The organism is Deltaproteobacteria bacterium (assembly GCA_016874755.1).
Taxonomy (GTDB): Bacteria; Desulfobacterota; Binatia; order UBA9968; family UBA9968; genus DP-20.
In genome coordinates, this window is sequence record VGTH01000002.1 from 194,354 (window position 1) to 218,887 (window position 24,534).

General features: G+C 57.3%; 25 protein-coding genes. 15 read left to right on the forward strand and 10 right to left on the reverse strand.

The features are described 5' to 3' along the window. Positions 1 to 14: 14 nt before the first annotated feature. The 3 genes from FJ145_02040 to FJ145_02050 form a co-directional block, all read right to left on the reverse strand. Positions 15 to 785 carry an enoyl-ACP reductase gene (locus FJ145_02040; protein MBM4260199.1) on the reverse strand — a complete coding sequence of 257 codons (771 nt, stop codon included), beginning with the start codon at positions 783 to 785 and terminating at the stop codon, positions 15 to 17. 155 nt (positions 786 to 940) lie between these two features. Further along, the gene (locus FJ145_02045; protein MBM4260200.1) at positions 941 to 1,540 is read right to left on the reverse strand and encodes a cob(I)yrinic acid a,c-diamide adenosyltransferase; all 600 of its coding nucleotides are present in this window, start codon (positions 1,538 to 1,540) and stop codon (positions 941 to 943) included. A gap of 70 nt (positions 1,541 to 1,610) precedes the next feature. Next, entirely contained in the window at positions 1,611 to 2,984 is a 1,374-nt protein-coding gene (locus tag FJ145_02050) for an amino acid permease (GenBank protein ID MBM4260201.1), read from the reverse strand. A gap of 128 nt (positions 2,985 to 3,112) precedes the next feature. Here FJ145_02050 and FJ145_02055 point away from each other — a divergent pair, with 128 nt between their 5' ends. Then, the gene (locus FJ145_02055) at positions 3,113 to 3,781 is read left to right on the forward strand and encodes a methyltransferase domain-containing protein (protein MBM4260202.1); all 669 of its coding nucleotides are present in this window, start codon (positions 3,113 to 3,115) and stop codon (positions 3,779 to 3,781) included. 100 nt (positions 3,782 to 3,881) lie between these two features. Here FJ145_02055 and FJ145_02060 read toward each other — a convergent pair whose 3' ends face one another. Further along, complete coding sequence (locus FJ145_02060) at positions 3,882 to 4,973, reverse strand: amidohydrolase (GenBank protein MBM4260203.1); 1,092 nt, start codon at positions 4,971 to 4,973, stop codon at positions 3,882 to 3,884. 97 nt (positions 4,974 to 5,070) lie between these two features. Here FJ145_02060 and FJ145_02065 point away from each other — a divergent pair, with 97 nt between their 5' ends. Next, the gene (locus FJ145_02065) at positions 5,071 to 6,000 is read left to right on the forward strand and encodes an NAD(P)-dependent oxidoreductase (protein MBM4260204.1); all 930 of its coding nucleotides are present in this window, start codon (positions 5,071 to 5,073) and stop codon (positions 5,998 to 6,000) included. Positions 6,001 to 6,073: 73 nt separating this feature from the next. On the opposite strand, the gene FJ145_02070 is transcribed toward FJ145_02065, so the two are convergent. Beyond that, positions 6,074 to 7,066, reverse strand: coding sequence for an ornithine cyclodeaminase family protein (locus FJ145_02070; GenBank protein ID MBM4260205.1), 993 nt, complete (start codon positions 7,064 to 7,066; stop codon positions 6,074 to 6,076). 142 nt (positions 7,067 to 7,208) lie between these two features. Here FJ145_02070 and FJ145_02075 point away from each other — a divergent pair, with 142 nt between their 5' ends. The 7 genes from FJ145_02075 to FJ145_02105 all read left to right on the forward strand — a co-directional run bounded on the left by FJ145_02075 (position 7,209) and on the right by FJ145_02105 (position 14,475). Next, positions 7,209 to 7,868 carry a flavin reductase family protein gene (locus FJ145_02075; protein ID MBM4260206.1) on the forward strand — a complete coding sequence of 220 codons (660 nt, stop codon included), beginning with the start codon at positions 7,209 to 7,211 and terminating at the stop codon, positions 7,866 to 7,868. Next, positions 7,865 to 8,959, forward strand: coding sequence for an ABC transporter substrate-binding protein (locus FJ145_02080; protein MBM4260207.1), 1,095 nt, complete (start codon positions 7,865 to 7,867; stop codon positions 8,957 to 8,959). The genes FJ145_02075 and FJ145_02080 overlap by 4 nt, the downstream gene beginning before the upstream one ends. 62 nt (positions 8,960 to 9,021) lie before the next feature. After that, entirely contained in the window at positions 9,022 to 10,116 is a 1,095-nt protein-coding gene (locus FJ145_02085; protein ID MBM4260208.1) for an extracellular solute-binding protein, read from the forward strand. Positions 10,117 to 10,128: 12 nt separating this feature from the next. Next, positions 10,129 to 11,025 (forward strand): VOC family protein, encoded by an 897-nt coding sequence (locus FJ145_02090; protein ID MBM4260209.1) that lies wholly within the window; start codon positions 10,129 to 10,131, stop codon positions 11,023 to 11,025. A 97-nt stretch (positions 11,026 to 11,122) separates the two neighbouring features. Then, positions 11,123 to 12,313 carry an aminopeptidase P family protein gene (locus tag FJ145_02095; protein MBM4260210.1) on the forward strand — a complete coding sequence of 397 codons (1,191 nt, stop codon included), beginning with the start codon at positions 11,123 to 11,125 and terminating at the stop codon, positions 12,311 to 12,313. Positions 12,314 to 12,529: 216 nt separating this feature from the next. Next, the gene (locus FJ145_02100; protein MBM4260211.1) at positions 12,530 to 13,117 is read left to right on the forward strand and encodes a VOC family protein; all 588 of its coding nucleotides are present in this window, start codon (positions 12,530 to 12,532) and stop codon (positions 13,115 to 13,117) included. Then, positions 13,030 to 14,475: an aminopeptidase P family protein gene (locus FJ145_02105; GenBank protein MBM4260212.1), complete on the forward strand. Its 1,446-nt coding sequence runs from the start codon at positions 13,030 to 13,032 to the stop codon at positions 14,473 to 14,475. Before FJ145_02100 ends, FJ145_02105 begins: the two co-directional genes overlap by 88 nt. A gap of 104 nt (positions 14,476 to 14,579) precedes the next feature. On the opposite strand, the gene lnt is transcribed toward FJ145_02105, so the two are convergent. Continuing rightward, positions 14,580 to 16,088 carry an apolipoprotein N-acyltransferase gene (gene lnt, locus FJ145_02110; protein MBM4260213.1) on the reverse strand — a complete coding sequence of 503 codons (1,509 nt, stop codon included), beginning with the start codon at positions 16,086 to 16,088 and terminating at the stop codon, positions 14,580 to 14,582. 160 nt (positions 16,089 to 16,248) lie between these two features. Here lnt and FJ145_02115 point away from each other — a divergent pair, with 160 nt between their 5' ends. The 4 genes from FJ145_02115 (at position 16,249) to FJ145_02130 (ending at position 20,156) form a co-directional block, all read left to right on the forward strand. Further along, positions 16,249 to 17,466 (forward strand): hypothetical protein, encoded by a 1,218-nt coding sequence (locus tag FJ145_02115; GenBank protein MBM4260214.1) that lies wholly within the window; start codon positions 16,249 to 16,251, stop codon positions 17,464 to 17,466. Next, positions 17,348 to 18,568: a DUF1329 domain-containing protein gene (locus FJ145_02120; protein ID MBM4260215.1), complete on the forward strand. Its 1,221-nt coding sequence runs from the start codon at positions 17,348 to 17,350 to the stop codon at positions 18,566 to 18,568. The genes FJ145_02115 and FJ145_02120 overlap by 119 nt, the downstream gene beginning before the upstream one ends. A 70-nt stretch (positions 18,569 to 18,638) precedes the next feature. Beyond that, entirely contained in the window at positions 18,639 to 19,646 is a 1,008-nt protein-coding gene (locus FJ145_02125) for a hypothetical protein (protein MBM4260216.1), read from the forward strand. Positions 19,647 to 19,700: 54 nt separating this feature from the next. Beyond that, the gene (locus FJ145_02130) at positions 19,701 to 20,156 is read left to right on the forward strand and encodes a hypothetical protein (protein ID MBM4260217.1); all 456 of its coding nucleotides are present in this window, start codon (positions 19,701 to 19,703) and stop codon (positions 20,154 to 20,156) included. Between the two features lie 134 nt (positions 20,157 to 20,290). Here the strand turns inward: FJ145_02130 and FJ145_02135 are convergent, their stop codons facing one another. Together FJ145_02135 and FJ145_02140 are read right to left on the reverse strand one after the other, a co-directional pair. Next, positions 20,291 to 20,791 (reverse strand): cupin domain-containing protein, encoded by a 501-nt coding sequence (locus FJ145_02135; protein ID MBM4260218.1) that lies wholly within the window; start codon positions 20,789 to 20,791, stop codon positions 20,291 to 20,293. Then, positions 20,724 to 21,290 (reverse strand): CoA pyrophosphatase, encoded by a 567-nt coding sequence (locus FJ145_02140; GenBank protein ID MBM4260219.1) that lies wholly within the window; start codon positions 21,288 to 21,290, stop codon positions 20,724 to 20,726. Before FJ145_02140 ends, FJ145_02135 begins: the two co-directional genes overlap by 68 nt. A 362-nt stretch (positions 21,291 to 21,652) precedes the next feature. On the opposite strand from FJ145_02140, the gene FJ145_02145 reads away from it, so the two are divergent. Next, positions 21,653 to 22,309 carry an endonuclease III gene (locus FJ145_02145; protein MBM4260220.1) on the forward strand — a complete coding sequence of 219 codons (657 nt, stop codon included), beginning with the start codon at positions 21,653 to 21,655 and terminating at the stop codon, positions 22,307 to 22,309. Beyond that, on the forward strand, positions 22,306 to 23,550 hold the full coding sequence (locus FJ145_02150; protein MBM4260221.1) for a hypothetical protein: 1,245 nt from the start codon (positions 22,306 to 22,308) through the stop codon (positions 23,548 to 23,550). The genes FJ145_02145 and FJ145_02150 overlap by 4 nt, the downstream gene beginning before the upstream one ends. Positions 23,551 to 23,633: 83 nt before the next feature. On the opposite strand, the gene FJ145_02155 is transcribed toward FJ145_02150, so the two are convergent. Next, positions 23,634 to 24,119, reverse strand: a complete 486-nt coding sequence (locus FJ145_02155; protein ID MBM4260222.1) for a hypothetical protein — start codon at positions 24,117 to 24,119, stop codon at positions 23,634 to 23,636. Positions 24,120 to 24,141: 22 nt separating this feature from the next. Beyond that, a complete protein-coding gene (locus tag FJ145_02160) occupies positions 24,142 to 24,525 on the reverse strand; it encodes a hypothetical protein (GenBank protein MBM4260223.1) in 384 nt (127 codons plus the stop codon). Positions 24,526 to 24,534 lie beyond the last annotated feature (9 nt).

Consider the following 24,534-nt stretch of genomic DNA (forward strand, 5'->3'; position numbering starts at 1 on the left):
GCTCTTCGCGCGCCCTACATCCCCATTATATTGTATCCCGCGTCGACGTGAAGCACCTCGCCGGTCACCGCGCTGCCCCAGTCGCTGCACAGGTAAAGCGCCGTCTTGCCGACCTCTTCTGCGTCGATATTACGCTTGAGCGGCGCTTTGTCGGCGACGTGATGCAGCATTGACTTAAAATCTGAAATCCCTGCCGCCGCCAGCGTGCGCAGCGGCCCGGCGGAGATCGCGTTGACGCGAATGCCCTTGGGCCCGAGATCGTGCGCGAGATAGCGCACGCTCGCTTCCAACGCCGCCTTGGCAACACCCATGACGTTGTAATTGGGAATCACTTTTTCCGAGCCCATGTAGGTCAGCGTGATGATCGAGCCATTGCGGCCTTCCATCAACGGCGCCGCACCGCGCGTCAGCGCGACCATCGAGTAGGCGCTCACATCCATGGCCAATTGAAACCCAGCGCGGCTGGTTTGCACGTAAGGATTCGACAAGTCTTCCTTGTTGGCAAAAGCGATGGCGTGAACCAGAATATCCAGGCCGCCCCATTGCTGCTTCAATGCGGCGAAAACCGCATCGACATCGCCATCTTTGGTCACGTCGCACGGCAGAATAATCTTGGAGCCGATGCCTTCGGCCAGCGGCCGAACACGCTTCTCCAAAACCTCGCCGGCAAAAGTAAACGCCAACTCAGCGCCTTCTGCATGAAACGCCTCGGCAATCGCCCACGCGATGCTGCGATCGTTGGCCACACCAAAAATCGCCGCCTTTTCCCCCGACAAAAGTCCCATAGCACCCCCAACCTGATTTTGGATTTTAGATTTTCGATTTTGGATTATCGGAGGGGTTGTCCTTTCCCTCCAAATTACTTGAAATCCCGCGGGCGCCTCGACCTAGAAGAGTAACGGCTGCTTTGTGCGGACAATCCAAAATCGAAAATCCAAAATTATTTCTTAATCCGCAGTCCACGCTGCCAAAGATACTCGGCCTCGCCAGTCTGCTTGGCAATCCAACGCGAAAGCACAAAAAACAGATCACTCAAACGGTTCACGTATTTGATAACGTCGGGGTTGATTTCTTCCGTGTTGGCTAGGCGCAAGATCTCCCGCTCGGCCCGCCGGCATACTGTCCGACACTGGTGCAGATATGCGCCGATGCGTCCGCCTCCCGGCAAGATGAATGATTTCAGAGGTTCGAGGTCTTTCTGGCACTGGTCCATCCATTTTTCCAAGCGCGCGACCTGTTTGCCGCCGACACGGTACATTCCTTCACGAAAGAACTCCGGAGGTGTCGCTAGCTCGCTGCCTAAATCAAACAATTCGTCTTGGACCTGGCGCAGGACTTCGTCGAGAAATCGATGCGCCTTGCCGTCCGTCAGTTTTTCTTCGTTAAAAACCCGCGCCAACCCGACGATCGAATTTAACTCATCAATCGTACCATAGGCTTCGATGCGCAACGAATCCTTTGGCACCCGCTTGCCGCCGACTAAAGCCGTTTCGCCTTTGTCGCCGGTGCGTGTGTAGACCTTGGTGATGCGAACGGCCATAGCAATTGAAAATAGATAGTGGAAAATTGAAAATTATCGGAGGCTGCCGTTTTCAATTTTCCATTTTCAATTATCCACTAGCTTTTGATCGGCTTTGCCAGAACAAATAAACCGGGATTCCCAGACAGACGATAATCAAACCGATGAGAGATTCCTTCGGTTTCTGGGTTACCGAGCCCCAGACGATCCATAAGTGAATCAGCACGAAGAGCAATGGTACGACCGGGTAGCCCCACAGGCGGTAGGGCCGTTTGAGATTGGGCATCTTGTAGCGCAGCACGATCACGGAACCGACCGTAAAAGCGGAAAATAGCGTGATCACCACGCTCACGTAAGTAAACAGCGTGCCCCAAGTGTTGGTGAGAATTAGCAGGCAACTCCACACGGCTTGCAGCAGGATCGCTTTCGTCGGCGTGCCGAAATTAGGATGAACATAGGTAAGGCCGCGGAAGAACACACCGTCCTTGGCCATGGCGTAGTAAATCCGCGGCCCGATCATCGTCACGACATTGAGCGCGCCCAAGATCGAGATTGTGATAATCGCAGTTATCAAAGCGGACGTTTTGTAGCCAAAGAGCGCTGTGGTGGCGACCTCGGACATGCGCAGCGCGCCTTTCATCTCTGTGACCCGCACGGCGTAAATATAGACCGCATTGATCGCCAGATAGAGCACGATGACCAGCACTACACCGTAAAACAATGCGCGTGGTAGATTTCTTTCGGGATCTTCCACCTCACCGGCAATGTAAGTGACCGCGTTCCATCCGGAATAGGCGAAGATTACCGGTATGAATGCCGCGCCAAATACGCTGGGGTTGCCGATTTTCTCCCAATCGAAGAGCGGCGTGAAATGGCTGCTGTTACCGTTGCCGAGCAACAAACCGAAGACGATGATTCCCAGAAGCGCGCCAATCTTGAAGACCGTCAGAATATTCTGCGCGGTGGTCCCTTGTTTCACGCCAAGACAGTGCAATCCTGAGATGATCAAGACGACGGCCATCGAGAACAGCGTTCCAGCGGTTGCACTGATCGGGACCACCGGCAGCGGAATTGAAAACAGCACCTCTTTCGAATCCAGCACCGGAATAAAGAACGCAACGAAGCCGCTTAAAATCACCGAGAGAAAAGCAATGGCGCCGGAGAACGTGACAAGAAACGAAGACCAGCCGGAGAGAAAGCCCATGACTTTGCCATAGGCCTCGCGAATGTAGATATAGTCGCCGCCAGCGTAGGGCAGGCTCGCCGCCAGCTCAGCGCACGTGAGCGCGCCGGCGAGGGCGAGAAACCCGCCAAAGAGCCACACGAGCAGGACACCGCCGGGTGTTGGCAAAGTTTCGGCGATTGCGCCGGTGGAAATAAAAATCCCCGTGCCGATCATATCGCCGGCAATCAACATCACCGCCGAAAACAAGCCAATCTGCCGCTTCAGTTCGGTTTGCGCCATAGCGACTAGGAATACAGGGAATTGACTGAACAGGCAAATATTTTCCTAAAGCGAATCCCGCCGAGACTGGGAACAACCGGCAGCGAAATGTTACGCTTACGGCACGATTTCGGTGCAGGAGGTCTCCAATGAAGTTCCTGTTCTTAGCGATCACGACGCTGCTGTTGCCGCTGCCCAGCAGCGGCCAAGATGCGGTGAAGCGCGATCAGCACCAGATGCATCGGCTGCACAACGACCCCAAGGCTTATATGAAAGCCTTGGAGGATCCGAAGCGCGACGAATACCAGAAGCCGCACGAAGTTTTGACCGCGTTGAACATCAAGCCGGGCGAAGTCATCGCCGATATCGGCGCCGGCACGGGTTATTTCACTTTCCGCCTGGCGCACCACGTCGGCGACAAGGGTAAAGTCTACGCCATCGACGTCAGCCCCGACATGATTAAACATATCAATCGGCGTATCCGCGACACCAAAGCAAACAACGTGACGACGATTCTCGCCGAACCGGACGACCCGTTGTTACCCGATCACTCGGTGAATCGCTTTTTTATTTGCGACGTCTGGCATCACGTCGATGATCAAAAGAAATATCTCGCGCTCATGAAAAAGACGCTGAAACCCGACGGTGAAGTGGTGATGATCGACTTTCACAAGAAAGAATTGCCCTTCGGCCCGCCCATGCAAATGAAAATCGCCCGCGAAGATCTGATCAAGCAATTGGAAGGCAACGGCTTCAAACTAGCCAAGGAACATACTTTCTTGCCACATCAATATTTCCTCGTGTTCACACCGAAGTAAGACGGGCTCGGATATTTCTCGCGCAAAGACGCAAAGGACGCCAAGATTAAAGAGTCTTTCCTTTGCGTGCTTTGCGCCGTTGCGCGAGGCGTTCCGATTCCTATTTTCCTCCGCAAGCGTAAAACACCAACGCGTTGCGATACAAAATCGCGTCCTTGGCTTCCTCCGACAATTCCGCGCTCTCCGTCAACTCGGCCAACTCGTGCTTGCACGTCTGCGCATTTACCTCGTGGGGAAAATCGCTCGAATACATGAACGGCTCGCTGCCGATCATCTCGACGGCCTTGGCGATCAACGGCTCGCCGCCTTCGCAGCCGATAAAAATCCGCCGCGCTTTGACGTGACGAACGATATAGTCGCTAACCCGTTCACCTTTTCGCAATTTTAGATAGGCGCCGCGGAGATCGCGCATGACGTGCGTTTCGTAGGATCGGTCAAATCGTTCGAGGCAAAACAAAAACCACGCCACGCCGCCTTCGAGAAAACCGAACTCGATCTTGGAATATCTTTCGAGCACGCCATTGAAGACAATCGACGCCAGCGAAATCATCTGCCCCAGCGGATGGCCGATGGCGTGCACCGCGGCGTAGGGATCGAGCCCGTCCATGCCCATGCGGCCGTGCACGCCGCCGTGGATGGCGATACAGCAGCCCAACTCGTTGGCGACTTCGTAAATCGGAAAATAGGTCGGCGTGCCGAGCGGCGGCGCATGTAAACTGTTGGAAGGAATCACTGCGCCACACAATCCTAACTGTGTCACCGCGCGCCGCAGCTCCTCCGCCGCAGCTTGGGGACTCAAAACCGCCTGCGGCAGGAGCGCCAAGCCGTGAAAGCGTGAATTGAACTTGACGTAAGTCTCAGAGAGCCAATCGTTGTACGCCCGCGTCGCGTCCACCGCCCAATCGAGATTGACGATATTCGCCGAGGCCACGCCGGCGGTGGGATAGAGCACCGTCGCTTCGACGCCGACTTCGTCCAGGAATGCCAACCACTCTCTTGGTCCGACTTTGCGATTGAACGCGCCGGGCGGCATGTCGACCAGATGTCCGGCATGCAAATGATCGAAGGGCGGGAACGGGTTAAAAGGCTGTTCCTTGGCTTTGTCGCGGTACGCCTGTGGCATACGCGCAATGATCGCGGCGGCATCTTCGGCGACATGGCCGTCGGCATCGATGATTCTTCTTCTCGCCATGGTGAGTCTTCCTTTCGAGTGGAACCCTCTGTGCAGATAAACCTTGCTTATTTCAATTCACACGTCGTATACAACCATCATCGCACGGAGGTCCAACATGAAAATCATGGTCGTCGGCAGCAGCGGCTACATCGGCCGTCATGTCGTAAAGGGGATGTCTTCGCAAGGCGCAGAGGTGGTTGCTTTCGATGTCGTCCCCGCACCGCCGGCATGGCAAGTCGCCGGCGTCCCGTTCATCCAGGGCAACATGACCAACTTGGAAGAGGTCATGGCCGCAGTCGTCGACCACAACGTCCGGCGCATCGTCGCACTGGGCTACTACATGACGCCGCTGCTCCAGCCGGAATGCCGCGATTTGATGAACGCCGCGCGCATCAACATCGTCGGCGTGACCAATATTTTTGAAGCGGCACGGCTCGCAAAGCTCGATCGGGTTATTTTCGCCAGCACCGTTGGTATCTTCGGCTATCAGGACGTCTACGGACCAGAGCCGATCGACGAAAACACCGAGCCGCGCGGGACCAAAAGCCTCTATGGACTGATGAAGCTCGTCAACAACGGCCTCTCCGAGCGCTACAACAAAACCTGCGGCACGAGAATCGTCAAAGTCCATTCCGCCGCCGTCATCGGCCCCGGCAACACCGCGTTCTCCAAGCGCATGATCCAAGACCCCGCCCTCGGCAAACCCGGCTTCGGCAACTGGCCATCCGCCGGTCCGCGCAACATCGTCGGCGTCAACGACATCGCCCAGCTCTACGCAAAGATAACGTTAGCGAAAGAAGTGAAGCACGACACCTACATGGGCACCGGCCCAACACCGACCGGCAAGGAGCTCGCAGGGTTAGTAAAAAAATATCTGCCGGAAGCGGAGATCACCTTTGACGAAAAAGTCCGTATTCCGGCGTGGAGATTTGATAACTCTAGAGCAGTGAAGGAGTTTGGTTGGCAGATACAATCGGTGGAGGAAATGGTTGTTGATGAGATCAACGGCACGAGAACGGCAGCCAGCTTGCCACTTGTCTCGTAAGAAGTTCGTAGGGTGCGCCGTGCGCACCGTTCGGAATCGGCGCGCACGGCGCACCCTACAAGCACCGCGTTATTCACACATCGAGCTCTGTCCCAACACCAAGCTTTTTTGCCTTCTGGCACACCCAAGCCGCGGTAGCCACATCAAGTATTCCGTACGCCGGATTCATGCCGATCCAAATTTCTTCCGCGCTCATTCTCGTCTTTACCCTGCCCGCGACGACATCCCCTAACTCCGTCGAAAAATCCGCCTCGTTCATTTTGCCAGAGCGCACCAATTCCACCAAATCTTGATAGGGCGGCACGTGCGTAAGAATGCCATCATTATAGGTCGTAATGATTTTGCTCTTTACATAGGTCGCCTGATCGATCTCTTCCGGAGAATTGGCGAGGATCGTGCAGCCCGGCGATATCCAGTCGCCTTTCATCACTGGCTGCAAAGCTTTCGTTCCTGTCGTCACGATCTCGGCGCCACGGATTGCGGTTTCGGCATTGGCGACTTCACGAACCGTCACGTTGCCTCCTAAGCGCGCTTGCAGATAAGCGACCACTTCGGCGCGATGCGGCGGCGTCGGACTCCAGACGCGCAAATCGCGGATCGGCCGCACTGCGCAGACCGCTTCTGCAGCCCAGCGGGCCAGGCGGCCGGAACCGATCAACGCCAAGTTCGACGCGTTCGGCAGTGCCAAATATTTTGCCATAACGCCGCAGGGCGCCGTGCTCCGCACGGCGTGCACGAGATGATCGGAGATCAGCGCTTTCAGCTCCATGGTATCCCAGTCGAACAACACCAACAGGACACCGCCGCCTCGGCGCCGCAACGAGGCACCAAGCCGCACGCCGTAGCCTAGCTCTTCGATGGCGCCAGGAATGATGCGCAGGTCGCGCGTCCACGGGCGGCCTTTGCCCATGCTGTCCTTTTCGAGCGGCGGATGGAGCACCCGCACGCGCGGCGCGACCACCGATTGACCGTTGCCGACGCGGCGAAAGGCTTCTTCGATGGCAGGCACAACGTCGGTCATGCGGATATCGAGTCGTTCCGTATCGGCATAGGACAGGTAGAGCATGAAACGTTATTTACGACGTAAGTCGATCGAGTCGCAACCCTGGGCTACACCGCCTTGAGCGAGGGAACCACAACGCTAGACTCTAAACGCTTAGCCGTCCTCGGTTGCAATAACCGCGAAATTTTATAGAAATGACGAGATTATGGATTGGCAGGACCCAGTCGATTTTGAAGCCGGCAATCACGGCAACAAGCCTTTTTCGATTCGCATCCCCTCACTCGTCGTCACCCGCGGCAAAAACGACCGGTTGAATTTCTTGACCGCCATGTGGTTCACGCCCACCGGCGCTGAGCCTTCGCGCATGGTGGTGGCGATTCAAAAGAAAACTCTCACCTATGACTACATGATGGAGCGCGGCGAGTTCGTCATGACCGCGCCGACCGACAAAATGATGGACGTAGTCGTCTTCGCCGGCTACATTTCTGGCCACGACGTGGATAAATGGAAAGCCGCAGGGCTCACCGCGGTGCAGCCGTCGAAAGTTTCCGTGCCGCTCATCGGCGAAGGCATCGGCAACGTTGAGTATAAGATCATCAATCAAATCCCTTTTGACGACGACATGGACCTTTTTGTCGGCCAAGTGTTGGCCACGCATATTCGGAAGGGTGTCATGGAAGGTGAGCTCTATCGCGCCGACTCCGACCCGCTGCCATTGCTGTACATGGGCACGCGCTATGAGAACGGCGAGTCCACCGGCAAATACTATGCGCACATGAGAGACATCGATAAAGCCAACTATGATTCGCCGCTATTGAAAGAATATCTCGCGCGGCCGAGGCGGCGGGCGGGTAAAGCACAATGAGAACCAGCAAAACTCCCGTATCGGAACTATTCACCACGAAGGACACGAAGAACACGAAGGAAAGAAAAGTTTCTAATTTTCTTTATCCGAACTTCCTGTCCTTCGTGGTGAGAAAGTATCAGATCGCAATCTGCGTGCTTGCCGCACTGGCGGTGAGCGTGAGCGTTGTGACCGCGCGCGCCCAAGAGCGTGAGAAAATCCGTGTCAGCACGCTCTTCGTCGGCTCCTCACTGATTCCGTTTTGGATCGGCCGTGAGCAGGGCATCTTCGCCAAGCATGGCATCGACGTCGAACTAATCTGGATGCAATCGAATCTCTCGACGGCCGCGCTGCTCGCCGGCGAAGTCGATACCGCTTTCGGCACGCCGCAGTCGCTGTTCGCCGCGCTGACCGCAAAAAATCCGCCGCCGCTCACGACCATCGCCGCCTGGGGCTCGGCCTCGGAACACTGGCTTGTCGTGAACCCATCGATCAAGACCGGCAAAGATTTGGAAGGCAAAACCATCGGCGTCAGCCGACCGCGCTCCGCGGATCATGGCTACACGACGGTGATTCTCGAGCGCATGGGTGTCGATCCTAAAAAAATTACCTGGCTTTCCACCGGCGGCCAGGCGCAACGAGTGCTCGCCGTTGAAGCCGGCACGACCATGGGCAGCTCGTTTAACCGTTATTACACGCTGCAACTCAAGCGCAAAGGCTTCCGCGATCTCGCCAAGCTCGAACGCCCCGACTATCCGTTTCCGCCGTCGATCTTTGTTGCCAAGAAAGACACCCTTCAAAGCAAACGACGCGCGTTCAAATCGCTCCTCACCGCGATGATGGAAGCCTCGGAGCGGCAAAAGGCCAACAAAGAGCTTTCGCTGCAGCTCATTCGGAAACATCTACGCATACAAAATCCCGAAGTGGTCGAAGCCGCGTACGAGGACGGCGTGACCTTAAGCTATCCTTACTTCACCGAGCGGCAGTTCAAGATTTCCATCGAGCTGTTGGAAAAAAGCATGGAGCAGCCGGTGCAGCTCACCTACAAGCAAGTGATCGATCACAGCATCCTCGACGAGATTAATCGGCCCGGCATGAACCGGCCCAACTGAAGCAGTTTAACAGCCTTTTCCGCCGTGCCGTAGAAGCCGTTTTACCGAGTGGAGAAAAATCTATGAGATCATTGGTCAAGTGCTTCGCCAGTGCCGCGATCGTTCTGGCAGCCTTCTTCGGCGCAGATTATGCGCGGGCTCAGTCTAACGAAGAGCTGTGGCGCGCGCTGGAAAAACTGCCGGCCGCCGAGCGCGAGAAAAAACTCGTTGAGGGCGCAAAAAAAGAAGGCGAGATGGTGTGGTACACCAACTCGGGTATCGAGAACGCGACACGCTACATCCAGGCCTTCAGAAAAAAATACCCGTTCATCAATGCCAACTTCTGGCGTTCGAAAACTCGTCAGGTTACCCAGCGCGTGGTTTCTGAAGCCAACGCCGGCAAGCATTTGGTCGACGTCATCAAGCCGTCCACCGATCTCTTGCCGATTTTCCTAGAAAAAAATCTGATTGCCAAATATGACACGCCGATGCGTGCGATCTACCCAGCGCACGCCAAATCGGCTTTCTACACGAACATGAACTATGCGTTTCGCGTGTTTGCTTTCAACCCGCGCAAAGTCAGCTTAAAAGACGTCGCCAAGAGCTGGGAAGATTTGCTTCATCCGAGATGGAAAAGCGAAATTCTGTTCGATGAATCTTCGCTCGAAGAAGTGATGGCGCTGCTCGCCGCGTGGGGCAAAGAGAAGACGGTGAACTATCTGAACAAACTGAGCCAACAGCAGCTATTGATTCGCGTCGGGCGCGACACGACGACGCAGATGATGATGGTCGGCGAAGCGCAAATGGCAGTGACGACTTACGGGTATAACAACGAGAGCCTGCGCGCGACCAACGCGCCCGTTGATTGGGTCGCTCAAGATTTGATCCCGACGCTGATCTATCCGCTGACGCTGGCGCGCAACGCGCCCCATCCGCACGCCGCCGCGCTGTTTTACGATTATTTGATTTCCGAAGAGGGCCAACGCTTGATCGCCCGCGAAGGCCGCGTGGTCGCCCATCCCAAAGTGGAACCGGTCTATCCCCGCATGAAAGAGTTGCAGAGTCTCTTGGGCACGCCGCGCATCCAGCTCAACACGCTGGAACAAAACGCCAAGCTGCTCAAAGACGGTGTGCAAATACTCGACGAAGTCGTGCTAAAACGTAAATCCGGACATTAAGTGGAGCATCCCATGTTTCAAGCCGAAACCCTCGACCATGTCGCTTTTCCCGTGCGCGACCTGCCGCGCTCGGAAAAATTCTATCTCGAAACCGTCGGCCTGACGTTCATGACCCAGCGCAAAAACGCCGACGGCTCGCCGCGCCACACATACATGAAAGCCGGCGAAAACATTGTCGGCCTGACGCTGCCCGGCGTTGCCGTGCCGGCGTCGCCGAGCGGCGCGCCGCGCTACGCGATCGCTCTGCCTGATGAAGCGAGTTTCGACGCGGCGGTGAAACGGATTCAAGCCAGCGGCGTGAAGTGCTTCGAGGTCGAAACTCACGGCTCGGACACGCCTTTTTTAAAAGCCTTCCAGTTCATCGACCCCGACGACAACCAGATCGAGCTGTGCATTCGCCGCGTACCGTTGGCGGTAAAAGACGGCATCAGCCACGTCATCTTTGAAACGTCGAACCTCGAGCGCGCAAGTAAATTTTACACCGAAGGATTGGGATTGAAGTTCGTCGGTGAAGTGCGCGGTGAGACGCTTTTCGAATTTCAGAACGGCCAGATGGTCGGCGTCAAAGAAGTCAAAGAATTGGCCGAGCGCACCAAGAAAAAAGGCCGCGCCTGCCACGTCGCCTTCAACGTCAGTCAGGAAGACTACGACATTATGTTAGAACGGATTCCGGCGCTCGGCGGCAAGTCGCTCGGCGACTTCCGCGCGACGGATGGGCTACGGCCAGAGGGAGAACGGAGCATTTACTTCTTCGACCCCGACACCAACTATCTGCAGATCACCGCGCTTGGCGCCGAAGATGTGCCGATGATTTCCGACGAAGAAAAGTGGAAGCTCACCATTGCCAATCGCCAGCAACAGGGCAAAGGTATTTCGAGCTTCGACAAAGGCGTGAAGATTCAGAAATAGACTTTCACCACGGAGGACACGGAGAACACGGAGATTTGGGAACGTAATTTTCCGACCTCCGTGCCCTCCGTGTCCTCCGTGGTGAAAAAGGAACCTCGTGGCACTAGAAAAACCGATCATCCCCACTTTCTCGATGGCCGAACGCGACCGGCGCTGGGCGCTGCTGCGCACCGCAATGAAGAAGGCCGACCTCGACGCACTCATTTGCCTGCCCCACGAAGGTCACTGGGACCAATTTGGCTGCGATACGCGCTACATCACCCAGATCGGCGGCACGCAGACCGAGTGCGGCTGCGTCCTGCCGCTCGAAGGTGAAGTGACCGCAGTCGTCCGCGGCGAAAATGAAATCGAATGGTGGGGGCTGGCGCAGGACTGGGTCAAAGACATCCGCCCGTCGCGCCGCTCCTACGGCGAGCCGGTGATCGAGCGTTTGAAAGAAGTCCGCGCCACGCGCGTAGGCGTGGTCGCTCTCTCTGGAATGGTGCGCGCACCGGAAGGCGTCGTGCCTTGGGGGACGTTTGAGAAGATCCGCACCGCGCTGCCCAATGTCAAATTCGAGAACGGCACCGATGTCATGCAGCAAGTGCGCGCGGTGAAAAGCGCTGAAGAAGTCGCGTTCATCGAGAAAGCTGCCGAAATCATCGGCCATGCCAATGAAGTGTTGCTCCAGCACGCCAAAGTCGGCGTCGGCGAACATGAACTGATCGCCGAGATGCTGCGAGAGATTGTGCGCCGCGGCGGCGAGCCAATCACCATGATGCTGTTCGGCACCGGCGGACCTGAAGTCCCTTGGGCGCAGCGCGTCTTTACGACGAGAAAGCTTAAACCAGACGACTTGATCAACACCGAGGTCGAAGGCAAATACGCCGGCTACATCGCCCAGGCGCTGCAGCCGGTTGTGCTCGGTCCAAGACCGAAAGATTTAGAAAAAATCTTCGACGCCACCAAAGTGATCTTCGACCGTATGCTGAAGTTCCTGAAGCCCGGCATCACCTTCGGCGCCGTCGCCAAATTTTACCAAGACGAAGTCGCCGCCGCCGGCTACGAACCCGACGGCGCCCTCTTGCACGGCCGCGGCCTCGGCGAAGACGCCCCGATGCTCTGGGGCGCACGCAAAGACTTTCCCGAAAAAGACCAACTCATCAAAGAAGGCCACGTCTTTATTCTCAAGCCCGCCTGCAAACAAGGCTTCATGCGCGACTCCATCCGTGCCGGCGACACCGTCGCCGTCGAAGCTCGCGGGGCGAGAAGACTGGGCAAGCGAGAATTGTTCTTCGCCTCAGTGTAGCTTTCACCAACGCAATCTTGTCTCTTCCCCCTTGACGGGGGAAGTTTAGGATAGGAGTGCCGCGCAGCGCAATCACCCCCTTCCTCATTCCTTCCCCGCAAGGGGGAAGGAGGCAGGAGGTAACTGCGATACAACTTTGTTTCACGCACTTCCGCTTGCCGCTACCTTTCAGGACATATTATAAAGATTACCGGCATTCTCATTTGGAGGTTTCCCATGAGCGATGAAAACATCAACCCCGATGCGCCGCTGCACATTCGTGGCTTGAACCATCTCACTATTCCCGTCAAAGACCGCTACCGTGCGGCGCGCTTTTATATTGTTGCCTTGGGCGCCGAGGCGCACCATGAGTCGGCGCCCGATCGCGTCGCCAAGGGTTTGGCGCGCTCGCTGCAGTTTGGCATCCGCATGGCGGCGAATTTTGAGATTGATCTTTTCGAGCAGGACTTCGGCCAGCCCGATTGGAACCAGTCCCATCCACACTTGGCGCTCGACACTTCCGCCGAAGATCTCGATAAATGGGTGGATCATTTCAAGAAGTGGAAAATTCCCTTCGTCGGTCCGATGACTCGCTCGGGCACCAAAGGCGCAGAAATTTATTTCAACGACCCGGACGGGAATCATTTAGAAGTGCACTGCTCTGACGTCCCCGACGCGATCCGCTCGAAATACGCCGTCGGCCCCTACGACAAGAGCCTGTGCGTGCACAAACAGGAATGGCCGCCGAAGGAAGTGGCGGACGAAGCGGAAAAACTTTTCCAAGCCTCGGTGGCGCGCATGCGATCGCGCAGAAAACCGCATTAGATCTTCCTCACCACGAAGACGCGAAGAGCACGAAGGAAAGAAAAGAAATATATTTCCGAACTTCGTGTCCTTCGTGCCTTCGTGGTGAAATAGTTGCGCCGCCGTTACACAAATCCATCACTCTAAAGGTACTTTCCATGCCAGAGCTATACCCTTATCCCCGTTTCTCTCTCGCCGAACGCGATCGCCGCTGGAAGGCGGTGCGCGAAAAAATGGCGGCGCAAAATATCGACGTCATCGTCACGCCGCAGAACACCGGCCACTCGATGGACTTCCAGGCCAACACCCGCTACCTGACCCACTGCGGGGGCGGCGGCGATGCCGATATCGCGGCGGTGTTTCCGTTGCATGGCGACGTGACGGCAATTGCGACTTCGGCGAATCCGCGTTGGACCGTCACCCAAGAGTGGACCACCGACGTACGCGAGGCGCGGAGAGAATACGGCAAGATCATCGTTCAACGATTGAAAGAGTTGGCCGTTGATCATGGCCGTATTGGCATAACGGGCTTGGGCGAAGTCGAAGGCACGCGCACGCCGGAGGGCACGATCCTGCACGGCACGTGGCAGAGGATTCGCGACGCCTTTCCCAACGCGACCCTGGTCGACGCCACGCCGATCCTTGTCGAGGTGCGCTACACCAAGAGCCAGGAAGAGATCGATGTTCTGACGCGGTCCATGGAGATCGTCGAAGAAGGCTACAAAGCCGAAATCGAAGCTGCCAAGCCCGGCGCGCGCGATTGGGACGTTTGGGCGGCGGCGCAGTACGCGATGATGCGCAACGGCTCGGAAATGCCGGTGCATTGTAACTGGATCTCCGGCAAGAACGTCGTGCGGACACTAACGCGGCCGAGCATGCGCCTGCTTGAATACGGCGATCTGATCATCAATGAGCTTGAAGCCAACTGGTGCGGCTACCGCTCCCAGGGCGTGCAGCCGGTGTTTGTCGGCACCGCCGATCCGGTGCATCAAGAGCTGATCAAAGTGCAGCGGGAAATTTTCAACCGGCTCATCGAAAATCTTAAGCCTGGCGTTACTGTGAAAGAACTGGCCGAGCTGACAATCAAAACCGCGGAATCGGCGGCGCCGAGGTCTGGCCCGGCGGCGGGCGCGCGCGGCGACCTGAACATGCACGGCCGCGGCGCCGGTGACGACGGCCCGATCATCACGGCCCACGCCAAAAGCCCCAAGCAGCTCGGCGTGCAACTTCAAGAGAACATGGTTTTTATCTTCAAGCCGTCGGCGGTCGCTGCCGATGGCAAATCGCTCAGCACCTGGGGCGACACGGTGGTGATCACGAAAAACGGCGGCCGTCGCCTCGGCAAACGACCGCATGATCTGGCTGTGTCGGGAGGGTAGGAATTTCGGATTGCCTCGCGCAGAGGCGCTGAGCACGCAGAGCTAAGATTCTTTTTTACTCTGCGGTCTCTGCGCCTCTGCGCGAGATAATCTTTTCATCACTCTCACTTCCAGCGCCGCTTTACGTGCAGAAGCACCAGCCCCAACGAAATGATCACTGCTCCCCACGCAAACCAATCGCCAAGCCGCACGTAGTAGCTTTCACCGGTTAGGATTTCCACGTCGCTTTTCATCACCGCGCCGGTGAACATCGGCAGCGTTTGGACCAACTCACCCTTTGCGTTCACCAGCGAAGTCACGCCCGTGTTGGTGACGCGCAGCAGGCTGCGCCGGGTTTCGATGGCGCGCGATTGCGCCAGGCGCAAATGCTGCCACGGTCCGACCGATTTGCCGTACCACGCGTCGTTGGTGACGTTGACCAGCAGGTTGGCGCGGGTCAGACCGACGAACTGGCGCGACAGCTCGGGCATCAAGTCTTCATAACAAATTAGCGGGGCGGCGCGGATGGCGCGCCCGGCGGGAAACGTAATTGGCCCAGCGCCGGGCGTGAAGCCGTCGGCAAAAGGCATCGCCGGCAACAACGAGAGTATCTTTGCGAACGGCAAATACTCGCCGAACGCCAACAGCACCTGTTTGTGATAGCGGCTCAGAACCTTGCCGCGCGCGTCGGTGAAAAACGCTGTGTTGAACGCTTTGAAGTTGCCCTGTTCAGGCCTGCCGCTATAACTCTTGGCGCCGAAGATAAAAAAAGCTCGCTCGGCTTTGAACTCCGGCAAGAACTCCGCGGGCAAAGTTTGCAGATCGTCCGGCAGCAATGCTTCGATGGAGGACTCGGGCCAAACGATGAGTGGCGCGGCGTCGAGCTGTTTGGTCAATTCTAAATGCTTTTGCAGATTCTTCTGCGCCAGCACTGGATTCCATTTCATGTCGATGTCGACGTTGCCCTGCACCGAACCGACCGTAAGCTTGCGCGCGCCGGCCATCTCCGCGCCGACGCTTTGCAGGCGTAGCACGCCGTAGATGACCGACAACACGGCGAAAAGTCCCGCGTAGGCGACCGGCCACCAGCGCGCACTGCGCTCCGCCGGTGGAGCAAAGGCCGCACCGTAGAGCGCGGCGTTGAACCACATCACCACAAAGCCCGTGCCATAGGGTCCGACGAGATCGGCGGTTTGGATCAGCGACAAAAACGCAACCTGTGAGTTGGCCAGGTACCAAGGGAACAAGTATGGAAACAGAAATTCCAACGCGACCCAAAAAAGCGCCGGGTAGATGCGCAGCGGACCATAGCCGATCGTCCTGATCATGAGCGCGAATAGCGCCTGCGCAATACCCTGTAGCACGGCGTAGAGAATAAAGACCAAAACACTGACCGCCCACGGAAAGCCGCCAAACACGCTGATCGTATAAGTGAGCCAATGAAAGCCGATTAAATGCGCCAGTGTGCCCATGAGCCAGCCGGCGAAAATTGCGTGCCGTGTTGTTTGAGCTCGATCGAGGCACCAAAACAGCGGCAAAAAGGCGAACCAAGCGGTCGGAAACAAACGCGGCTCAAGATACGGCAATGCCAGCAGGATGGCGCTCGACAAAGCGCCCAAAAAAATTATTGACATCAAAAAATTTTAACTATAAACGAAACTTAATCCAAACATCTGCGGGTAGTTCCTTGGCAGAATAGCATGTTCCCCGTGACGAAGCCCAGAAAAGCTGCGTTTACGGTGGAGGTTGTTTCGTCTTCATCCACCAGGGAGACCGAAATCACGGGAGGAAAGCATGCGAAAGTGGCGCGGCTTTGCAAAATATCTTGGCGCGTGGCTGTTAACGCTGCTGAGCGCCGGTGTGACATTCGCCGCGGACACGCCGTTCCCGCACGAGTGGGAGCGCTTTCTCAAAGAGAAAGTTTCCTTCGGCGGCTTCATTGAAAACACCACTGGCCTGTCGGTGAGCCACGGCAGCCGCTTCTTCAACACCTCGAACCGGTTCATCATGAACCGTCTCACGCTCCAACCGGAAGTCAACGTCGAATTCACCGACTGGGCTAAGCTGTTTATCTCCTGGCGCTTCGTCAAAGAACCGCGCTACAACGCCGAGGCCAAGAGCCGCCGCGTCGCCGTCAATCCCAAGCCCGTTGAACCGCTCGACAACATTTTCTACGACGAAGATAGCCCGAAGCCTTGGGAAGCGGTGCTCGATCTGAAACCGACCGACCGCTTGAAAATTCGTTTGGGTCGGCAATTTATTTCCTGGGGCGAAACCGATGGCTTGCGGCTGCTGGATGTCATCAATCCCCAGGATGGCACCTTTGCGCCGCCGCTAGCGCCCAATCTCTTCGACCTCGACGAAACCCGCATTCCGTCCTGGGGCGTGCGCATGAGCTACACGATTCGCCCCGTGAGCAATACAATTTTGGAATTCGTCGCGATCCCCGGTTGGTGGGACGAAGCCAAACAGCGCGTCGATGAAGTGCTGGGCCGCAACGACATTGCCAGCGAGACGGTGCGCTATGGCCGCTGGTCATCGTATCCGGAAACGCGACTGCCGGCGGCGCTGGGCGGTGTCGGACGGTTTTATGCCAATCCTTTCCCGGGAGCACCTGTGGTGGTCCCGACCGTCAGCCGTGAGCTCCCAGACGCCGGCGATGCCTGGAAGATTGGCGCGCGATTCACTCACAGCATCGGCGCGCTGAACTTCGGCTTGGGTTACATCTGGGGCTACAATCCCCAGGGCGGCGACATGGTATTCAAACGGACGGGCAAGCGCTGCCTGGTGGGCGGCGGGCCGCCGCCATGCGCCGGTCCCACGACTGCGCTCATCTCGCTGGTCAACGATCGCACCAGCATCTTTGCCGGCCACTTCAACTATACTCTAGGCAATGTTGCCGGTGTGCCGGTCAACACGGCACTGCGCGGCGAGCTGGCGTTCTATCCGCAGCAGCCCTACAATATTTCAGAATTTCCCGGACGCAACTGGCGACACGATTGGCCCCAATAACTGGCAGCGCATTCAGGGGATGGTCGGCGAGAATTTCTTGCAGCGCGTCAAGTCCGGCCACACGGTGCAGATCAAAGCGCCGAAGACCTATCGTCATATCAAAGAATACACGGACGCAACCGAGCGCCACTCGGGCAAAGTTCGTCTCGGCGCCAACGGCGAGCTGCAAGGCTACGTGGCCGGCCAGCCCTTTCCCAAGGTCGATACGAGCGATCCGCAGATTGGCCAGAAACTCGCATGGAATTTTTTCTGGCGTTGGCTGGGCGACGACTACAAAACTGGCGGCGCCGTCAAAGGCGGCAAGATCATCCGTTCGGCCATCGAAAAAGACGGCGCCGAACGGCGCGCCGATTTAGTCTCCTACTTCATCTTTCCGCGCACGCGCTACAACTCAGACCCGCGGCCGGCGATCCCCGGCTACGAGCACATCGATTACATGCAGCTGCGGGTCGACAGCTACCCGCGCGACGCCGCCGGCACGACCACTTTAGAGATACGCTACGCGGACCCGGGCCGCGCCGACGACCTTTATATTTACTTGCCGAGCATTCGCCGTATCCGCCGCGCGACCACCACGCAGCGCTGCCAAACGCTGGCACCCAGCGAATTTAACCTGGACGACATCAACAGCTTCACCGGCAAAATTACCGATTTCAATTACAAGTATTTGGGTGATAAAAAAGTGCTGGCCAATCTGAGCCAAGAAGAGCTGCCGTTCAAACGCAAAACCGGTGACTATTTACCGCTCGAAGAGAAATGGGAAGTGGTCGACACCTATGTCTTGGAAATCACGCCGAAAGATTCGAGCTATTGTTATCCCCGCAAGCTCTTGCACCTGAATAAAGTGACGTATGACACTCACTGGACTTTGGTTTGGGACAAACGCGGCGAATACTGGAAAGAACAGTTCGGCATGTTCACCCCGGTAAAACTCGCCGACGGCCGCGAAGTTTGGTCGGTGGGCGATGTCACGATACACAACGTGCAGAACGGCCGCAGCACCATCGTCACTTCCACTCGCGCCTACAACAAAGGCTACCCGGCCAGCCTGTTTAGCCTGTCGACGCTCGAGAACATCATGCGCGGCGGCTCGATTGAATAGACACACCGTTGAAAAATTCTCGTAGGGGCGACCGGCCGGTCGCCCTCTTACCTTTGCGTCGCCCGATGAAGTGCTTTTTTCCCTACTCGTAAGTTTGCTGCTCATAGCTCAGTGCATCGGCAACCAAGCCTTCGCCGCCCAACCGAAAGAACCCGCGCTGGCGGAAAATTTCTATGGTGTTTCCATTGTTGGCGACCATGTTTGGATCGTCGGCTACTACGGGACCATCCTCTATTCGCAGAACCGCGGCCAAACTTGGCGCAAGCAGAAGAGTCCCACGCGCAACGCGCTCTTCGCGAGCCATTTTCTCGACCGTCAACGGGGCTGGATCGCCGGCAGCTACGGCACGTTGCTGCGCACCGACAACGGCGGCGAGAGCTGGCAGGCGGTGCCGACTGGCACCACCGAGCATCTGCTGCGGTTGACGTTCATCGACGAGCAGTCCGGTTGGGCGGTCGGCTCGCGCGCCTTGGCGTTGCGCACCCACGACGGCGGCCGCAAGTGGACCAAGTCACAGCTCGCCGGCGGTTTCACAGTTGGCGATATCGGTTTCATCGACCCGCAGCGCGGTTGGCTCGCCGGCGAGTTCGGCGTCATCTATCGCACCAACGACGGCGGCGACACCTGGAATAAGCAACCGAGCCCGGTGGAAGTCGCTTTCGCCAGCGGCGAGAACCGCAATCTCTTCGCTTTGCTGTTTCCCGATCGCGCCACTGGTTTCGCTTTCGGGCTCGACGGCGTGATCCTAAAAACTGCCGGCGGCAGCGACTGGCAGGTTGTGCGCGACAAAGGCTCCGGACCGAGCCATCATCTATTTGCCGCGACGGCGCATAACGACCGGCTGTGGGCTGTCGGCGAGCGCGGCATTTTTCTGCAAGCAGCGGCCGATGGTTTAGACTGGCGCCCGGTCAAAGCCGCGACACCACGTTTGACTCTGAACAGCATCGCCTTTGGCGGCAGCGGCTTGGGACTGATCGTCGGTAACCGCGGCACGGTGTTGCGCAGCGCAAACGACGGCGCGACCTGGAGCACGCTAAAGCTGCAACTCGATCGCCCACCGGAGAACAGTAAACCGTGAGGCGGCTGGCTTGCTTCATCGTCGGCAATCGCGCGCCGATCCTCGCGCTGATCGTTGCCGTCACACTTGGCTTTGCTTACCTGGCGCTCAAAATCGAAACTTTCACCGCGTTCTCGGACCTGCTACCCAAAGATCATCCCTACATTCGCGTGCACGAGCGCTTCTGGAAAACCTTCGGCGGTGATCAGTTTGGGTATCGGTTTCGGAGAAGACTACGGCATCTACATCGTCTCGCGCGCCATGGAAGAATATCAGGGGCGCGGCCGCAGCGACCTCAACGCCGCGCTCGTCGACGGCGTGGCCACCGCCGGCAAAGCCGTGCTCTACACCGCTTTCTTGATTTCCGCCGCCATCGCGCTGTGGTCGTTTTCCCCGCTGCGCTTTCAAGCCGAGATGGGTTATCAGCTACTGATTATCTTGACGATGAACATGCTCGGCGGCTTGCTGTTCATACCGGCGCTGCTGGCGTTGTTGAAGCCAAAGTTCGTCACGGCGGGGACGGTGGGCTAACTCGTCAGAATGCTTCGACGGGGCTCAGCATGAACGGATTGTTTCTTAAAGATTTCAACTTCCGATCCGGTCGCCCTGAGCCTGTCGAAGGGCTCGTAGGCATCTCTGACTTGATTCGGCGTGGGTTAAACTTTCTACGGCTCCTGGACCGGGTGCGTATCCTTACCATCGAAGGCGGGCGCATAAACGGCCATGGCCACCGAGGGCTCGCGGTGCGTGTTGACGAAGTAATGCATCACGCCGCGCGGGATGTGCACCACGTCGCCGGCTTTCAAGTTGATGCGGTTCTTATCCATAACTAAATAGCCTTGCCCGCGCATCATGGTCACGGTGACGTCGTGGATCTTGTGCACGTGAGGAATTTCGCGGTCGCGAATCTGGACAACATGCTGGCTGGCGCTCTCTGAGCGGCCCAGGTTCGCTACTTTGATATTTTCCTGCGGCCCGATGGGATTTTCCGCAAGAATTTTGTCGAGCTCGATCTCGCGGTACTCGTTGCCGTACTGCACGTAGAAATGCGGCCCGGATACGCAGGCGGACAGCGCGAACGCGAGGCAGAGCCTCCAACTATTTCTTGAAATCATAGGCGAGCTCCAGAAACTGGACGAGAATGCGCGCCGTGACGCCCCAGACATCCCAGCCGTTGTTGATGTAAAAATGATAGCTGGGATGGCCGCCCGGCGACATATGCGCGTCTTTGACGTAACTCGCCGGCTCCATCAACGAACGAATCGGAATCGAGGCAATCGCGATGGTCTCCGAATGATCGAGGCGAAACTCGTAGTGCGACGGAATGATGCCAACCACGGGCGTGACGACGATGCCGTAGCCAGCGGTAAACTCGTCCAGCCGACCGAGCACCTGGACATGCTCGGGAACGACGCCAATCTCTTCGTGGGACTCGCGCAACGCGGTATGAAATAAGTCGGGGTCTTCAGCATGGACCCGCCCGCCTGGGAAAGCGATCTGGCCCTTGTGTGTCGGCAGATTGTCGCCACGTTTGGTAAGCACGAGATGATCGCCGTCAGCGCGCTCTTGGATCGGAATCAGCACCGCCGCCGTTTTGTGGCCGTTGCCCGGAATCAGCTCCGGCGTGCGCGTTTGCAGGACTTGAATAATTTTTTCAGCGATCATGCCACAGCTATTTTTGACTCGTGCTGACTGTGATACAACCGCTCCAATTTAGTCAATCATCGAGGAAAAGACTAGCGTCTTATGGCTTCCTTCCCCCTTTGAAAAAGGGGGACCGAGGGGGATTTGTCTTTTGCGCACTTGGAAAATCCCCCCTGCCCCCCTTTGCCAAGGAGACTGTGTCGCAATTGTCATTCTGAGCCGAAGGCGAAGAATCTGCTGCATACAACTGCGCGAAAAAGCAGATCCTTCGCTTGCGCTCAGGATGACAAACCCGGGAATTTTGCGCATTACGACACAGTCTCAAGGAGGGGAATACAAAGATCTCAGCATTGTTGAGCCGACTAGCGACACCACAGTGAATTATGACTGATCGACAAATTCATTCCGCCATCCGCATCCTGCGCCGCGAAGTGCCCAAGTGGGAAACTCCTGTCGTCACGCTGATGGCTGAAACCTACGCGAGCCCGTTTCGCGTGCTGATTTCCTGTATTCTCAGCTTGCGCACCCAAGACGCCACCACCGCCAAAGCGTCGCATCGGCTGTTCGCCGTTGCCGACTCGCCGCAAGCGATCGTCAAACTATCTGCCAAGAAAATCGAGAAGCTGATCTACCCGGTTGGCTTCTACAGAACCAAGGCGATCCAGATCATCGAGATGTGCCGCACCATGATCGACGAATACTGCGGCAAAGTGCCGGATGAAATTGACGAGCTGCTCAAGTTCAAAGGCGTTGGCCGCAAGACGGCCAATCTCGTCGTCACTCTTGGCTACAACAAGCCGGGCATCTGCGTCGACACCCATGTGCACCGGATATCGAATCGCTGCGGCTACATCAAAACCGCCACGCCGGAGAAAACCGAGTTCGCCCTGCGCGAGAAGTTGCCCAAGCAATATTGGATCGAGTACAACAACTTGCTGGTCAACTTTGGTCAACATCTGTGCCGGCCGATCTCACCGGTGTGCAGCGAGTGTCCGATCAAAAAATACTGTCCGCAAATCGGCGTCGGCGTGAGGCGATGACCATGGCGCAACCAGTTCAACAAATTCCTCAAGGCTATTTCACCAAGAACATCGAGCCCGTCGGCTATCACGACTTGAATGGCAAACCGGCCTTCAAGCTGGCGATGCAAGAAGCGAACAGCTGTTGGTATCTCTACGTCGCTCATCTCTGGCACCGCGGCTGGAGCGTGCTCGATGTTACCGACCCCGACGCGCCGCAATACTGCACTTACGTTCCCGGCCCGGAAAACACCTGGACCATCCAGATCCAAGTCGCCGATGGCAAGATGATCACCGGCTTGGAGCGCATCGCGCCCGGCTGGGGCGGCACCGATGGTCAGCCCAGCGCCGAAGTTTTTTTCATCTTCGATGTCGGCGAACCGGCGCAGCCCAAACGGATCGGCCACTGGCAAACCGGCAGCACCGGCACCCATCGCAATTTTTACGACGGCGGAAATCTCGTCCATGCCGCCGCTGGCGCGCCGGGATTGACCGGAAAAATTTACCGCATCGTCGACATCGCCGATCCGGCGAATCCCAAAGAAGTCGGCCGCTTCTCCCTGCCAGAACAGCAGCCCGGCGCCAATCCTCAGGGCCTAAAATACTCAAGCCACGGCCCGGCGCATATCGAAGGCAACCGCGCTTACCTTTCCTACGGTGACGGCGGCGGCATCATTCTCGATGTTAGCGACATGGCGCAGCCGAAATTAATCAGCCAACTCGCCTTCCGCGGCATCACCGCGACCCAGGGCATTCACACCTATCTGCCGCTGCCGAAACGCAAGATCGCTCTCATCAACGACGAAGCGATCCGCGAGCATGGCGACGAGGCGTTGAACATGGCCGGCATCGCCGACATCGGCGACGAGAAAAAGCCGCGCATGATTTCCTTGTTTCCACTGCCAGAACCGGCCCCGGAGAGCGAGCTAAAGAATTTTTACGAGAAAGCCGGCCGCTTCGGCCCGCACAACCATCATCATCCAAATCATCAAGCGTGCTTGGAGGACCGTGACGACATCGCTTACCTGACATACTTCAACGCTGGGCTGCGCGTCTACGACATCCGCGACCCACGCCAACCCAAGGAGTTCGCCTACTTCGTCCCGGGCGATCCAAAAGTGCGGATCGGCACCAAACCCGCGCAACTCGCCGCTCAATCCGAAGACGTGCTGGTCGACCGCCGCGGCTTCGTCTATTTAAGCGACAAAAACCACGGTATTCACGTGCTGCGTTTACAAGACCTTTGGCCCTATCAGAACTAGCAAACATCTCGCTGGTAGGGATGATTCGTCTATGGGGTCAGACTTTTGTTTCTCGACAATTTTGCTGCGGGTACAACCGTTCATCAAAAATAGCCAACCAGCCGTCCGAGGATCAACGCCGTCAGCCAACTGACGAGTGACACAAAGGCAGCGAGCCGCGAGCGGAGCGGCAGATTGGCATGAGGCGCGTCTGTTTGCGGCTGCTGAAATCCTGGCAATCTGCCGATTGTCAGAACGTTCGCCGCACCGATGGCCACGACGACCATCTTGCTGAGGAATAGTTCAGAAGCAACGTACTCGCTCGCGCGCGCGATGAAAAGGAGGAAGCCGCACGTTACCGCAATGGCCAGCCCGGTGGCGCCGGTGCGAGCGAGAACTCGATAGAGTGGGACGAGCGGAACGGAAGGCCACACGCCGAGGAGCCGCAGATCCAACGGCACAATCGAGCCGACCAGCACTGCCACCCCGAGAATATGCCCGGCGTTTACCAGCGGATAGCTCCAGACCGAGTTGCGTAGCGCAGCCGCGAGCGGCGTTGCTTCCAGGGCCGCAGCCCAGTGCTCGATCATGGCGGCGCTGTAGGACGGTTTTTCAGGACTTGCGGTCCGGATACAGATTGTAGCTTTTTCCGTTGACAACCACACGCTCGGCCTTCATCAGCCGCTCGCCTTTTTTCGCCGAGCGATGGCCGTGCGCAGTGATGATTTGTTTCTTGGCGAGCAACTCCGGCTTGAGGCCGGCATTATCGTTGCGCCACGGCTGGCCCACTTCGACGATCCAGCTTTCGCCGTTGACATTGAGCGTTACCTCGCCGTGGGGATTGCCGAGTCGCACCGCGGTAATCTCGCCGGTGAGTTGGAATTCTTCAGCGGTCGCCCAGCCCCAGCCATGATGGGCCCAAGCTGCCTTTGCCAAAATCACTGCCGTGAGCAAAACGCATAGCGCCAGACGAAGTTTTTGCCACAGTGAGCTCATCGCTGATCC

Excerpts from the sequence above, each read along its gene's own strand:
- FJ145_02040 (MBM4260199.1), bottom strand. The coding sequence starts at position 785 with ATGGGACTTTTGTCGGGGGAAAAGGCGGCGATTTTTGGTGTGGCCAAC.
- FJ145_02045 (MBM4260200.1), bottom strand. The coding sequence starts at position 1,540 with ATGGCCGTTCGCATCACCAAGGTCTACACACGCACCGGCGACAAAGGC.
- FJ145_02050 (MBM4260201.1), bottom strand. The coding sequence starts at position 2,984 with ATGGCGCAAACCGAACTGAAGCGGCAGATTGGCTTGTTTTCGGCGGTG.
- FJ145_02055 (MBM4260202.1), top strand. The coding sequence starts at position 3,113 with ATGAAGTTCCTGTTCTTAGCGATCACGACGCTGCTGTTGCCGCTGCCC.
- FJ145_02060 (MBM4260203.1), bottom strand. The coding sequence starts at position 4,973 with ATGGCGAGAAGAAGAATCATCGATGCCGACGGCCATGTCGCCGAAGAT.
- FJ145_02065 (MBM4260204.1), top strand. The coding sequence starts at position 5,071 with ATGAAAATCATGGTCGTCGGCAGCAGCGGCTACATCGGCCGTCATGTC.
- FJ145_02070 (MBM4260205.1), bottom strand. The coding sequence starts at position 7,066 with ATGCTCTACCTGTCCTATGCCGATACGGAACGACTCGATATCCGCATG.
- FJ145_02075 (MBM4260206.1), top strand. The coding sequence starts at position 7,209 with ATGGATTGGCAGGACCCAGTCGATTTTGAAGCCGGCAATCACGGCAAC.
- FJ145_02080 (MBM4260207.1), top strand. The coding sequence starts at position 7,865 with ATGAGAACCAGCAAAACTCCCGTATCGGAACTATTCACCACGAAGGAC.
- FJ145_02085 (MBM4260208.1), top strand. The coding sequence starts at position 9,022 with ATGAGATCATTGGTCAAGTGCTTCGCCAGTGCCGCGATCGTTCTGGCA.
- FJ145_02090 (MBM4260209.1), top strand. The coding sequence starts at position 10,129 with ATGTTTCAAGCCGAAACCCTCGACCATGTCGCTTTTCCCGTGCGCGAC.
- FJ145_02100 (MBM4260211.1), top strand. The coding sequence starts at position 12,530 with ATGAGCGATGAAAACATCAACCCCGATGCGCCGCTGCACATTCGTGGC.
- FJ145_02105 (MBM4260212.1), top strand. The coding sequence starts at position 13,030 with ATGGCCGCCGAAGGAAGTGGCGGACGAAGCGGAAAAACTTTTCCAAGC.
- lnt (MBM4260213.1), bottom strand. The coding sequence starts at position 16,088 with ATGTCAATAATTTTTTTGGGCGCTTTGTCGAGCGCCATCCTGCTGGCA.
- FJ145_02115 (MBM4260214.1), top strand. The coding sequence starts at position 16,249 with ATGCGAAAGTGGCGCGGCTTTGCAAAATATCTTGGCGCGTGGCTGTTA.
- FJ145_02120 (MBM4260215.1), top strand. The coding sequence starts at position 17,348 with ATGTTGCCGGTGTGCCGGTCAACACGGCACTGCGCGGCGAGCTGGCGT.
- FJ145_02135 (MBM4260218.1), bottom strand. The coding sequence starts at position 20,791 with ATGTCTGGGGCGTCACGGCGCGCATTCTCGTCCAGTTTCTGGAGCTCG.
- FJ145_02140 (MBM4260219.1), bottom strand. The coding sequence starts at position 21,290 with ATGATCGCTGAAAAAATTATTCAAGTCCTGCAAACGCGCACGCCGGAG.
- FJ145_02145 (MBM4260220.1), top strand. The coding sequence starts at position 21,653 with ATGACTGATCGACAAATTCATTCCGCCATCCGCATCCTGCGCCGCGAA.
- FJ145_02150 (MBM4260221.1), top strand. The coding sequence starts at position 22,306 with ATGACCATGGCGCAACCAGTTCAACAAATTCCTCAAGGCTATTTCACC.
- FJ145_02155 (MBM4260222.1), bottom strand. The coding sequence starts at position 24,119 with ATGATCGAGCACTGGGCTGCGGCCCTGGAAGCAACGCCGCTCGCGGCT.
- FJ145_02160 (MBM4260223.1), bottom strand. The coding sequence starts at position 24,525 with ATGAGCTCACTGTGGCAAAAACTTCGTCTGGCGCTATGCGTTTTGCTC.